At 76.5% G+C, this 11855-nt stretch carries 11 protein-coding genes; 7 read left to right on the top strand and 4 right to left on the bottom strand.

Annotation, left to right across the window (positions count from 1 at the left end; genetic code table 11):
• Positions 1 to 184: 184 nt before the first annotated feature.
• A complete protein-coding gene (locus WCS02_RS11980) occupies positions 185 to 2464 on the bottom strand; it encodes a DUF349 domain-containing protein (RefSeq protein ID WP_340293403.1) in 2280 nt (759 codons plus the stop codon).
• On the bottom strand, positions 2461 to 3237 hold the full coding sequence (locus tag WCS02_RS11975) for a peptidylprolyl isomerase (RefSeq protein ID WP_340293400.1): 777 nt from the start codon (positions 3235 to 3237) through the stop codon (positions 2461 to 2463). The genes WCS02_RS11980 and WCS02_RS11975 overlap by 4 nt, the downstream gene beginning before the upstream one ends.
• A gap of 99 nt (positions 3238 to 3336) precedes the next feature.
• Between WCS02_RS11975 and WCS02_RS11970 the strand changes: the two genes are divergently transcribed.
• Entirely contained in the window at positions 3337 to 4080 is a 744-nt protein-coding gene (locus tag WCS02_RS11970) for an MBL fold metallo-hydrolase (RefSeq protein WP_340293397.1), read from the top strand.
• Positions 4080 to 5429, top strand: a complete 1350-nt coding sequence (hisS, locus tag WCS02_RS11965) for a histidine--tRNA ligase (protein ID WP_340293394.1) — start codon at positions 4080 to 4082, stop codon at positions 5427 to 5429. The genes WCS02_RS11970 and hisS overlap by 1 nt, the downstream gene beginning before the upstream one ends.
• A gap of 33 nt (positions 5430 to 5462) precedes the next feature.
• Here hisS and WCS02_RS11960 read toward each other — a convergent pair whose 3' ends face one another.
• A complete protein-coding gene (locus WCS02_RS11960) occupies positions 5463 to 6281 on the bottom strand; it encodes a class I SAM-dependent methyltransferase (protein WP_340293391.1) in 819 nt (272 codons plus the stop codon).
• Positions 6282 to 6338: 57 nt separating this feature from the next.
• Positions 6339 to 7013: a hypothetical protein gene (locus tag WCS02_RS11955; protein ID WP_340293388.1), complete on the bottom strand. Its 675-nt coding sequence runs from the start codon at positions 7011 to 7013 to the stop codon at positions 6339 to 6341.
• A gap of 123 nt (positions 7014 to 7136) precedes the next feature.
• On the opposite strand from WCS02_RS11955, the gene ald reads away from it, so the two are divergent.
• From ald to scpB, 5 genes are all read left to right on the top strand, one after another.
• Positions 7137 to 8267 (top strand): alanine dehydrogenase, encoded by a 1131-nt coding sequence (gene ald, locus WCS02_RS11950; RefSeq protein ID WP_340293386.1) that lies wholly within the window; start codon positions 7137 to 7139, stop codon positions 8265 to 8267.
• Positions 8268 to 8346: 79 nt separating this feature from the next.
• On the top strand, positions 8347 to 9300 hold the full coding sequence (locus tag WCS02_RS11945) for a site-specific tyrosine recombinase XerD (RefSeq protein ID WP_340293384.1): 954 nt from the start codon (positions 8347 to 8349) through the stop codon (positions 9298 to 9300).
• 96 nt (positions 9301 to 9396) lie between these two features.
• Positions 9397 to 10278 carry a ParA family protein gene (locus WCS02_RS11940; protein ID WP_340293381.1) on the top strand — a complete coding sequence of 294 codons (882 nt, stop codon included), beginning with the start codon at positions 9397 to 9399 and terminating at the stop codon, positions 10276 to 10278.
• 31 nt (positions 10279 to 10309) lie between these two features.
• Complete coding sequence (locus tag WCS02_RS11935) at positions 10310 to 11164, top strand: segregation and condensation protein A (protein WP_340293379.1); 855 nt, start codon at positions 10310 to 10312, stop codon at positions 11162 to 11164.
• On the top strand, positions 11161 to 11745 hold the full coding sequence (gene scpB, locus WCS02_RS11930) for an SMC-Scp complex subunit ScpB (protein ID WP_340293377.1): 585 nt from the start codon (positions 11161 to 11163) through the stop codon (positions 11743 to 11745). The genes WCS02_RS11935 and scpB overlap by 4 nt, the downstream gene beginning before the upstream one ends.
• The last annotated feature ends 110 nt before the right edge of the window (positions 11746 to 11855 follow it).

Here is an 11855-nt window from a genome sequence, read left to right as displayed (position 1 = left end):
AGCGAGCCGGGGGCCCTCTCCGTCTCCGCGACGCGCAGGTAGTCGCCCACGTCGGCGCGGGCGGTGCCATGGCAGGACCCTGCGCCGTCCCGTGGGGCCGCGGCGGCGCGCGCGGTCGCCGCTGGGGACGACGACGGCCCGCCGGTCCGTGTGGACACGACGGGCCGTCAGGCGCCGGGGGCTGTCAGCGGGACAGGTCGTCCAGCGAGGACTCCGCCTGGGCGAGCCACGCCCGCTTGGTGTCCCGCTCCTTGGCGGCGCGCTGGGCGGTCCGGCTGTCCCCGCGCCCCTCCGCCTCGGCGACCTTGGCGTCGAGGTCGGCCACCTGCTGGCGCAGCTGCGTCACCAGGCCGGAGCCGCGCTGGACCACGTCCGGGGTGCTCTTGCCCCAGCGGGCGCTGTCGGCGTCCCGCACCTTCTCGATCACCGCGCGCAGGCGGCCCTCGATCCGGTCGAGGGAGTCGCGCGGCACCCGGCCGGCCTCGTCCCAGCGGTCCTGGATCGAGGTGAGCTGGCGCTTGGCGGCCGCCACGTCGGTCACCGGCAGCAGGGCCTCCGCCTCGGCGGCGAGCGCCTCCTTGACCTCGAGGTTGCCGCGGTACTCCTCGTCCTGCGCGGAGTTGGCCGCCGTGCGGTTGGCGAAGAACACGTCCTGCGCGGCACGGAACCGGGCCCACAGCGCGTCGTCGTCCTTGCGGGACAGCCGGCCGGCGGCCTTCCACCGGTCCATGAGGCTGCGGTACTCGTCGCTCGTCGCGCGCCAGTCGGTCGAGGTCTGGAGCTCCTCGGCGCGGACGATGAGCTGCTCCTTCTCCTGCTTGGTGCTCGTCCGCTGCTCGCTGACCTGAGAGAAGTGGGCGCGGCGGAGGCGGTCGACCGTCGAGCGGGCTGCGGCGAACCGCTTCCACAGCGGGTCCTCGGTGCGCTTGTCCAGGCGGGTGCCCGACCGCTGCGCCGTCTTCCAGGTGTCGAGCAGGACCTGCATCCGCTCGCCCGCGTTCTTGAAGTGCATGCTCGCGGGGGGCGTCGCGGCGATCTGCTCGGCCTCCGCGACGATGGCCTCGCGCTCGGCGAGGGCCTTGGCCCGGGCCTCCGCGCGCTGGGCGTCCTCGGCGGCCGTGCGCTCGGCCACGAGGCTGTCGAGCCGGTCCAGCTCGGCACGCAGCGCGGGCAGGTCACCCACAGCCTTGGCGTCGGTGGACTGCTCGCGCAGGCTCGCCAGGGACGAGCGGGCCTCCTTGGCGGGGACGGTGCCGTTGTCCAGGCGCTGCCCGAGCAGGTGCACCTGCCCGGCGAGGTCCTCGAACTTGCGGACGTAGAACCCGATCGCCTCGGCCTCGGGGACGTCGGGGTACTGGCCGACCTCGCGCTCGGTGTCGCCGTCGCGGACGTGGACCGTGCCCGCCTCGTCGACCCGGCCGAAGGCCGCCGCCCCGACCGCGAGCGGCGGGGTGACGGCGGTCGCCGCGGCGGGCGCCGCCTTCTTGGGGCGGCGGCCGGGGCGCGGCACGGCGGCGGGGGAGGGAGCGGACGGCGACGGGGCGGAGGACGGCGCCGCGGGGACGGGCGTCTCCGCCTGGTCGCCGGCGCCCTCGGTCGGGCCGTCGGTGTCCGTCGCGGGTGCCCCGGTGGCGTCCGCCTCGGGGGCGGTGCCCTCCGACGGCGAGGCCTGGTCCGCCTCGTCGACGGGGGCGGCAGGCTCGGGGGCGGACTCGACGACCGGCTCGGGGGCGGCGTCGGTGACCGGCTCGGTCACCGGCTCGGTCGCGGGGTCCGCCTCGGGCTCCGGCGTCACCTCTGCCGCGGTCTCGGCCTCGCCGGAGGACTCCTCGTCGGAGGACTCCTCGGCGGCAGCCTGCCCGGGGGAGCCGGGCTGCTGCGCGTCCGGGGTGCCGGCGAGTTCGGTACCGGCGAGGCCGGTCCCCGAGGACGCCTCGTTGCTGTCGGACGCCTCGGTGCTGTCGGTGGCCCCGGTGCTCTCGGCAGCAGCGGAGGTCTCGTCAGCCTGCGGTGCCGCAGCGGTCTCGTCCGGCTGCTGGGCCGAGGGCTCGTCGCCCTCCGACGACGTGCCGGCCTTGCTGTCCTGCGGGGAGCCGGTGGCGTCGGCGTCGTCGCCGGCGGGAGCGTCGGCGGAGGGGGTGCCGACCGTGGGCTGGTCGTCCGCACCGCCCTCGGACGAGCCGGCCTCCGCCTGCTCGCCCTCGGTGCCGCCGTCCGCGGTCTCACCCTCGGCAGGGCTCGTGCCGTCGGTGCCGTCGGTGCCGTCGGTGCCGTCGGCGTCGTCCGTGCGTGCCGGCGTGGTGAGCGCGCGGCCCGCGGCGTCGATGGCCTCCGCGGCGAGGGAGCCGAGGGCTCCCAGCAGGGCACCGCCCAGACCCGACCGCTGCTTCTCGGGCGACGTCTCCTCGGAGGGCTCGGGGGCCCCCTGCTCGACGGGTCCGGTCTGGTCGGGCTCGGTGCTCACGCTGTCTCCTCTGCGGTGACGCTGACGATGCCGGTGCTGCGGGCGGGGGCTACCCCGTCCCCGGCCAGGCCGCCGTCGGCGACCTGCTGGACGATCTCGAGACCCTCGGTGATGCGGCCGAGCACGGTGTACCCGCCCGCCGCGTCCGAGGGGATGGTCGAGTCCTCGTAGACGAGGAAGAACTGGCTGCCCATGCTCTCGGCGTCACCGCCGACCCTCGCCATCGCGACGGTACCCGCGGGGTACACGTCGTCGGCAGGGGCGTTCTCGACCGGCCCGTAGCTGTAGCCCGGACCGCCGGTCCCGGTGCCGGTCGGGTCGCCGCACTGCAGGACGAAGATCCCCTGCGTCGTGAGGCGGTGGCAGGGCGTGCCGTCGTAGAAGCCGGCCTCGACGAGACCGACGAAGCTGCCGACGCCCACGGGGGCCGCGTCGGCGTCGAGCTCCAGGACGACGTCGCCGCACGTGGTCTCCAGCGTCGCCGTCCACGTCCCGGTGGCGGGCGGCGGGACCTCGTCCAGCTGGACGGGGTCGGCGACGGCGTCGATCCCGGGGGGACAGACCCCGTCGCCCTCGGTGCCGACGGCCTCGTCGTCACCTCCGCCGAGCAGGGCGGCCCCGACGACGACGGCGAGCACGAGCAGCGCCGCGAGCAGCCCGACGAGCAGGTTCCTGCGGCCCGGCCGGTCCGGCCGGTCTGCGGAGGCCGGTGCCTGGGGGTGCCCGGGGTCCCGCCGGGTCCGGGCGTTCTCGCGGTCGCGATCGGACGTCACGGGTGCCGGTGTCCTTCCTGGGTGACGACGGCACGAGCCGGTGCTCCTGCCGTCCGCCTGCGGGCAGGGACGACAGCATAGGTGGGTACCCTCGCGATCATGCTGGTGCGCACGGTCGAGGCGACGGCGTTCGGCACCAACTGCTGGGTGCTGGCCGACGCCCCCGGACAGGAGTGCCTGGTCGTCGACCCCGGCTTCGGTGTCACCGACCGGCTCCGCGACGTGCTGCGCGAGCACCGGCTGCGGCCCGCTGCGGTCCTGCTCACCCACGGCCACGCCGACCACGTCTGGTCCGTGACGCCCGTGAGCCGCACCGCCGGCGAGGCCACCGCGGTGCGCGCCCCGGTCCCGGTCCACGTGCACGCCGACGACAGGTACCGCCTCCGCGACCCGCTCGAGCAGCTCGGCGCCCAGACCCGGCCGCTCGTCGAGAGCATGCTCGCGCCCGCCGACCGGTGGGAGGAGCCCGACGTCGTCCTCGACCTGCCCGGCGACCCCGGCGGGGCGGTCCGGCTCCAGGTCGCCGGCCTCGCGCTGGAGGTCCACCACGCCCCGGGGCACACCGAGGGCTCCGTGGTGTTCCACCTGCCGGGCGCGGTGGACCCCGACGGCCCCGACGGCGACGGGCTCCTGCTCAGCGGCGACCTGCTGTTCGCCGGCTCCGTCGGCCGCTCCGACCTGGCCGGCGGCGACCCCGCGCAGATGGAGCGCTCGCTGCGCGACGTGCTGCCCCGCTTCGGCGAGGAGGTCGTCGTCCTGCCCGGCCACGGCGCCCGCACGACCATGGCCCGCGAGCGCGCCACCAACCCGTTCCTGACCCAGCTCCCCGGAGGACGTCGCTGATGGCCCGGATCGCCCCCCTGTCCGGGTTCCCCGAGTGGCTGCCCGCCGAGCGGGCCGTCGAACTGCACGTGCTCGACACCCTGCGCGAGACCTTCGAGCTCCACGGCTTCGCACCGGTGGAGACCCGCTCGGTCGAGCCGCTGTCGCAGCTGCTGCGCAAGGGCGAGATCGACAAGGAGGTCTACGTCGTCCGCCGGCTCCAGGCCGACCCGGGCACCGAGGTCGACGACTCCACCCTGGGCCTGCACTTCGACCTCACCGTGCCGTTCGCCCGGTACGTGCTCCAGAACGGCGGGCACCTGACGTTCCCGTTCAAGCGCTACCAGATCCAGCGGTCCTGGCGGGGGGAGCGGCCCCAGGACGGCCGGTTCCGCGAGTTCGTCCAGGCCGACGTCGACGTCGTCGGGGTCGACGTGCTGCCCCGGCACTACGAGGTCGACCTGCCCCTGGTCATGGTCGAGGCGCTCCAGCGGCTGGACGTCGGCGCGGTCCGGATGCGGGTCAACGACCGCCGCGTGGTCGAGGCCCTCGTCCGCGGCCTCGGCCTGGAGGATGTCGCCGGTGTGCTCGCCGCGGTGGACAAGCTCGCCAAGATCGGCCCCGCGGCGGTCGGCGAGCAGCTCCGGGCCCGGGCCGGTGCCAGCGGGGCGCAGGCCGACGCCGTGCTCGCCCTGGCCGCGGTGCAGGGCACCGACCTGGCCGCCGTGCAGGCGCTCGCCGACAGCCTGGGCGCGGGCTCCGACGCCCTGGCGGCCGCGCTGCCGGACCTCCAGGCGCTCGTGGACGCCGCGGAGGCCGTCGCCCCGGGTGTCGTCGTCGCCGACCTCGCCGTCGTCCGCGGCCTGGACTACTACACCGGCAGCGTCTACGAGACCGAGCTCGTCGGCCAGGAGGACCTCGGGTCCGTCTGCTCCGGCGGTCGCTACGACGACCTGGTGAGCGAGGGCTCCGTGCGCCACCCCGGCGTGGGGCTGAGCATCGGCGTGAGCCGGCTGGTGTCGCGCCTGCTCAAGGACGGCACGGTCGCCGCGACCCGCCCCGTGCCGACCGCCGTCCTCGTGGCCGTCACCGACGAGGCCGACCGGGGCCGCAGCGACGCCGTCGCCCGTGCGCTGCGCGCCCGCGGCATCCCTGCCGACACCGCGCCGATCGCCGCCAAGTTCGGCCGCCAGATCAAGCACGCGGACCGCTCGGGCATCCCGTTCGTGTTCTTCCCCGGCGGGGAGGGCGCGGCGCCGCTCGCGGGCCAGGTCAAGGACATCCGCTCCGGCGAGCAGGTGGACGCCGACGCCGCGTCGTGGTCGCCGCCGGAGGAGGACCGCCGCCAGCGGGTCGTCCGGACGGTCTGACCCAGCCGCGGGGGGGCAGGCACCGGGACCGGGTCAGGCCGCGCGCCCCAGGGTGATCCGGACGTCCTGGTCGAAGCGCACCCGGCCGTCGGGGTCGGCGCAGCGGGCGACCAGCTGCCGCACCCGGTCGCGCAGCGCCTCGTGCTCCTGCGGCGGCACCGCCTCCCACATCGCCCGCTGCCCGTGCGACCAGGTCCACCGCAGGACGTGCTCGGCGTCGTCCATCACCGCCTGCACGGGGAACCGGACGGTGCGCACGCCGGCGAGCCCGGCACCGCGGAGCAGGTCCTCGACGCCGTCGTCGGAGCCGAACGGGCCGCGGCGGCCGCTGGCGCGGGCGTCGAGCATCTGCTGCGGGAGGTACGGCGTGAACAGCTCGTCGAGCTCCTGCCAGCGCGGGTCCTGCCGGCTGAAGGTCGTCACCCCCAGGCGCCCGCCCGGGGCGAGCAGCCCGGCCCAGGTGCGCAGCGCGGCGCCCGGGTCCGGCAGGAAGAACAGCACCAGGGAGGCGGCGACCACGTCGGCGCTGCCGGGCGGGAGGCCCGGGTCCCGCACGTCGGCGACCCGGACCCGGACGTGCGGCAGGTGCGCCAGGTCGCGGGCGGTGAGCTCGACCATCCGCGGCGCCAGGTCGACGCCGAGCGCGTCGCCGGTCGGGCCCGTCGCCGCCGCGAGCAGCGACAGGACCGCACCGCGGCCGCAGCCCAGGTCGACCACCCGCTCGCCCGGCCGGACGTCGAGCTCGTCGACGAGCGCCTGCGCGATCGGGCGGAACCACGGCACGCCCACGTCGTCGTAGGTGCCGGCGACCCGGTCGAAGACCCCGGCGACGCCCTCAGGGCTGGTGGCCATGGCCGAGCGTGGCACGCCCGGCCGTCGCTGCCCAGCCCCGCGGTCCGGTCCCGCGAGCTAGTCCTGGGTGCCGGTCCGGCGGTCCAGCCCTGCGGCCCGTCCTCCGGCGCTGTCCCGCCCGGGACCCCGCAGCCCCAGCCGCTCGAGCTCCAGCCCCGCCAGGCGCGAGGTCACCGCCGGGTCGCCGCGGCGCCAGTCGCCCACCGGGTCCGGCGACACCGCGGCCAGGCGCGCCAGCGGCTGGGTGGTCAGGGCGCGGAGCGCGAACAGCTGCGGGTCGGCCCCGGCGTCCAGCAGCGACCGCGCCGCCCCGGCCCGGCGGGCCTGGCGCAGCCGCGCCGGCAGCCACAGCAGCAGCACGAGGGCCACGGGCGTCAGGGGCACGAGCACCCCGACGAGGAGCGCGAGGTCCTGCACCCGCTCGGCCAGCCCGGCCGAGCCCGCCGTCAGCCGGGCGACGGCGTCGGCGGCCGCCTCGAACGGGGCGGCGGCGTCCTGCCCGACCAGGGGCAGGTCGGAGAACCCGCCGGCGGCCTCGCGCAGCTCGTCGGCGGTGCGGCCGCTGCCGCTGGACAGCGCCTCGACCGGGGCGGCGAGGGCGGCCACGGCCCGGGCGGCGGCGACCCCGACGACGACCCAGGCCAGGCACCACAGCAGGACGAGGACGTCGCCGGTCAGCTGCGCCGAGCGGCGGGCCGAGGTCTCGGCGTACCAGAGCAGCCGCGGTCGCACGGGGTGCCTCCCCGTGACGCCCGCGGTCGACGCTGGGCCGGGGGGAGGACGCCGCGCGAGGCCGTCCGGCGCTGGGGGGACCTGCTCGGACACCGGCCCACCGTAGGCCCCTAGAGTGCGGCCGTGACTGATACCGCCACCGTCGTCGGGATCCCCGCAGAGGTCAAGAACCACGAGTACCGCGTCGCCCTCACCCCCTCCGGGGTGCACGAGCTGCGCGCGCACGGGCACGAGGTGCTCGTCCAGGCCGGCGCCGGCGCCGGCTCCTCCATCACCGACGACGACTACCGCGCCGAGGGCGCCGTGGTCCTCGACGACGCCGACGAGGTCTGGGGCCGCGCGGACATCGTCCTCAAGGTCAAGGAGCCGGTCGAGCAGGAGTACTCCCGCCTGCGCCCCGGCCTCACGCTGTTCACGTACCTGCACCTGGCCGCCGACCGCCGGCTCACCGAGGAGCTCGTGGCCAAGGAGGTCACGGCGATCGCGTACGAGACCGTGCAGACCGCCGACCGCGCCCTGCCGCTGCTGTACCCGATGAGCGAGGTCGCGGGCCGGCTCGCCCCGATGGTCGGGGCCCACACCCTGATGCGCGCCGAGGGCGGGCGGGGCGTGCTCATGGGCGGGGTGTCCGGCACCTACGCCGCCAAGGTCGTCGTCGTGGGCGCGGGCGTGTCCGGGCTCAACGCCACGGCCACCGCGGTCGGCATGCAGGCCGAGGTCGTCCTGCTCGACCGGGACGTGTCGCGGCTGCGGGCCGCCGACCGGATCTACCAGGGCCGCGTGCAGACCGTCGCCAGCAACCCGCTGGAGCTGGAGCGGGCCGTGCTCGGCGCCGACCTGGTCATCGGGGCCGTGCTCGTCCCCGGCGCCCGGGCGCCCAAGCTCGTGAGCAACGAGCTGGTGTCCCGGATGCGCCCCGGCAGCGTGCTCGTCGACATCTCCGTCGACCAGGGAGGCTGCTTCGAGGACACCCGGCCCACCACGCACGCCGACCCGACGTTCGCCGTGCACGGGTCGGTCTTCTACTGCGTGGCCAACATGCCGGGCGCGGTGCCGAACACCTCGACGTACGCGCTGACCAACGTCACGCTGCCGTACGCCTCGGCCCTGAGCACGCTGGGCTGGCGCGAGGCCCTGCGGGCGGACCCGGCCCTGGCGCTCGGCCTCAACACCCACGCCGGCGCGGTGGTCAACGAGCCGGTGGCGACCGCGCACGGGATGGACTGCACGCCGCTGGCGGAGGTGCTCGCCTGACGTGACGCCGCCGGACCGCACGCCGCCGGACCCCGCGACGCCGGACCCTGAGCAGCGGGGGACCGCACAGCCGGGGGCCTTGCCGCGCGGGACCACGCCGCTGGACGTCGCGGCCGGCACCTGGCTCACGCACCTGGCGGTGGAGCGGGGCGCGGCGGCCAACACCCTGGCCGCCTACCGCCGCGACGTCGCGCGCTGGCTCGCCCACCTGCACGGGCTGGGGCGGAGCGACCCGCGCGAGGTCACCGAGGCCGACGTGTCCGCGTTCGTCGTGGGGCTGCGGGACCCCCGCGACGGGGCGGCGGCCCTGTCGGCGGCCTCGGCGGCCCGGGCGCTGGCGGCGGTGCGGGGGCTGCACCGGTTCTGGGTCCTCGAGGGCCTCGTCGACGTCGACGTCACCCGCGAGGTCCGCGCCCCTCAGCTGCCGCGCCGCCTGCCCAAGGCGATGGGCGTCGACGCGGTCGTCCGGCTCCTCGACGCCCCGGACCCCGGCACCCCGCTCGGCCTGCGCGACCGGGCGCTGCTGGAGCTGCTGTACGCCACCGGCGCGCGCATCTCCGAGACGGTGCGGCTCGACGTCGACGACGTGGTCGGCTCCGACGGCGCCCTGGTCAGCGTGCTCCGGCTCACCGGCAAGGGCGACAAGCAGCGCGAGGTCCCGGTCGGCAGCCACGCCCGCGCCGCCCTGGACGCCTACCTGGTGCGGGGGCGGCCGGCGCTGCTCGGCGCCGCCGCCGACCCGCGCGCCCTGTTCCGCAACTCCCGCGGCGGCCGGCTCAGCCGCCAGTCGGCGTGGGTCGTGCTCCAGCGCGCCGCCGAGACCGCCGGGCTGCCCGAGCCCGGCGGGCCCGCGGTCGGCCCGCACCTGCTGCGGCACTCCTTCGCCACCCACCTGCTCGAGGGCGGCGCCGACGTCCGCGTGGTCCAGGAGCTGCTCGGCCACGCCTCGGTGGCGACGACGCAGGTGTACACGCACGTGTCCGTCGACGCGCTCCGCGAGGTCTACGCGACCAGCCACCCGCGCGCCCGGTGAGCAGCCGCAGCAGCACCCGTAGCGGCACCCGCGGCGGCGGCCGGGCACCGGGTGCCGTGGCCCTCGCCCCGGCGCGCGCCGACTAGGGTCTCGGTCGTGACAGACGCGACCGAGGCCGGGGACGGCACCTCGCCGGACGGCCTGGGCCCCACGGGCCGGCCGCTGCCCGACTTCGGCGTCCCGCCGGTGCTCGGCTCCCACGGCCCCGCCCGCGTCATCGCCCTGTGCAACCAGAAGGGCGGCGTCGGCAAGACGACGACCACCATGAACCTGGGGGCCGCGCTCGCCGAGTACGGCCGCAAGGTCCTGCTCGTCGACTTCGACCCGCAGGGCGCCCTGTCGGCCAACCTCGGGGTCCGCCCCGAGGAGGGCGAGCCGTCGCTGTACCAGCTGCTCGTCGACCGCGACCTCGACGTCCGGACCGTCGTACGCGGCACCGACATCGAGGGCATCGACGTGCTGCCCACCGACATCCATCTGTCCGCCGCCGAGGTCCACCTGGTCTCCGAGGTCGCGCGCGAGATGGTCCTCAAGCGGCTGCTGCGCCCGCTGCTGGACGACTACGACGTCGTCCTCATCGACTGCCAGCCCTCGCTCGGCCTGCTCGCGGTCAACGCGCTCACCGCGGCCCACGGCGTGCTCATCCCCGTCGAGTGCGAGTACTTCGCCCTGCGCGGCGTGGCCCTGCTCCAGCAGACCATCGAGAAGGTCACCGACCGGCTCAACTTCGGCCTGGAGATCGACGGCGTCCTGCCGACGATGTACGACCCGCGCACCCTGCACAGCCGCGAGGTCGTCGCCCGGCTCGTCGACGTGTTCGGCGAGAAGGTGTTCCACACCGTCATCTCGCGCACGGTCAAGTTCCCCGACTCCTCGGCCGCGTCGCAGCCCATGACGACGTACGCCCCGACCCACCCGGGCACCCAGGCCTACCGCCAGCTGGCGCGCGAGCTCGTGGCCCGGGGCCTGGTCGCCTGAGCCCCGTGGGCGCCCCAGGGCCGGGGCCCCGGTGAGCGCGCGGGCGGTCGCGGCCGACGACGCCGACGCGCCGACCTCGTCCTTCGAGGTCCACCTCGACGTCTTCACCGGGCCCTTCGACCTGCTGCTCGGCCTCATCGCCAAGCACCGGCTCGACGTCACCGAGGTCGCGCTCGCCGCGGTGACCGACGAGTTCGTCGCGCACATCCGGGCGATGGGCGACGGGTGGGACCTCGACGAGGTGAGCGGCTTCGTCCTCGTCGCGGCCACGCTGCTCGACCTCAAGGCCGCCCGCCTGCTGCCCGGTGCGCAGGTCGAGGACGAGCAGGACCTCGCCCTGCTCGAGGCGCGGGACCTGCTGTTCGCCCGGCTGCTGCAGTACCGCGCCTTCCGCACCGCCGCGGCCGACATCGAGTCCCGGCTCGACGCCCTGGCCGGGCGGCAGCCCCGCCGGCGCGGCGACGACCCCGCGGCGGCCGGCCTGCTGCCGGAGCTGGTGTGGCGGTCGGACCCGGAGGCGTTCGCCCGGCTGGCCGCCGAGGCGCTGGCCCCCCGCCCCGTGCCGACGGTCGGGCTGGAGCACCTGCACGCCCCCGAGGTGAGCGTCGCCGAGCAGCGGCTGGAGCTGCTGCAGCGCCTCCACGGGGGAGGGGCCGTGAGCTTCGCGCGGCTCGTCGCCGACGCCGGAGGGCGCGCGGTCGTCGTCGCCCGGTTCCTCGCCGTCCTCGAGCTGTACCGCGAGGACCTCGTGCACCTGGCCCAGGACGGGCCGATGGCCGAGCTGTCGGTCCGGCTGTCCCGCCCCGAGGACCGGCTCCGCGACGAGCCCCACCAGCCCGACCCGATCAGCGACCCTGAACAGCCCGACCCGGAGGAGACCGCATGAGCCTGCAGGAGGGCCTCGACCTCGACACCCGGCCAGGCGGCGCGCGCGCGGCCGTCGAGGCCGTCGTCATGGTGGCCGACGAGCCGGTGCCCGCCCTCGTCCTCGCGGCCGCCCTCGCGCTGCCGCTGGAGCGCGTCGAGCAGCTGCTGCGCGGGCTGGCCGACGGCTATGACGCCGACGGCCGCGGCTTCGAGCTGCGCGAGAGCGCCTCCGGCTGGCGGGTGTACTCCCGCGCGGAGTTCGCCGACGTCGTCGAGCGGTTCGTCCGCGACGGCGCCACCGCGCGGCTGTCCCGGGCCGCGCTGGAGACCCTGGCGATCATCGCCTACCGCCAGCCGGTCGCCCGCGCGACGGTGTCGAGCATCCGCGGGGTGAGCGCCGACGCGACCATCCGGACGCTGCTGCAGCGGGGCCTGGTCGCCGAGAGCGAGGACGGGTCCCCGAACGGTGCGATCCTGTACGTCACGACGGGTGAGTTCTGCGAGCGCCTCGGTCTGACGAGCGTCGACCAGCTGCCGCCCCTCGCCCCCTACCTGCCGGAGGCCGACGTGCTCGACGACATCGCAGGGGCCTCCCGATGAGCCCCACCAGCTCCCGCGGCGGGCGCAAGCAGCCCGCACGCCAGCCCGCCGGCGGCACCGGCCAGGGCGGGCCCGGCGGCCAGGGCGGCCCGGGCTCCGGGTACGTCGGC

This window comes from Aquipuribacter hungaricus (genome assembly GCF_037860755.1).
Lineage (GTDB): Bacteria > Actinomycetota > Actinomycetes > Actinomycetales > JBBAYJ01 > Aquipuribacter > Aquipuribacter hungaricus.
The sequence above is the reverse complement of the archived record's forward strand: the minus strand, read 5'-3'. Positions and strand labels throughout refer to the sequence as shown.

Bases quoted from the DNA above. Each gene is read 5' to 3' on its own strand.
- WCS02_RS11970 (WP_340293397.1), top strand. From the start codon at position 3,337: ATGCTGGTGCGCACGGTCGAGGCGACGGCGTTCGGCACCAACTGCTGG.
- hisS (WP_340293394.1), top strand. From the start codon at position 4,080: ATGGCCCGGATCGCCCCCCTGTCCGGGTTCCCCGAGTGGCTGCCCGCC.
- WCS02_RS11960 (WP_340293391.1), bottom strand. From the start codon at position 6,281: ATGGCCACCAGCCCTGAGGGCGTCGCCGGGGTCTTCGACCGGGTCGCC.
- scpB (WP_340293377.1), top strand. From the start codon at position 11,161: ATGAGCCTGCAGGAGGGCCTCGACCTCGACACCCGGCCAGGCGGCGCG.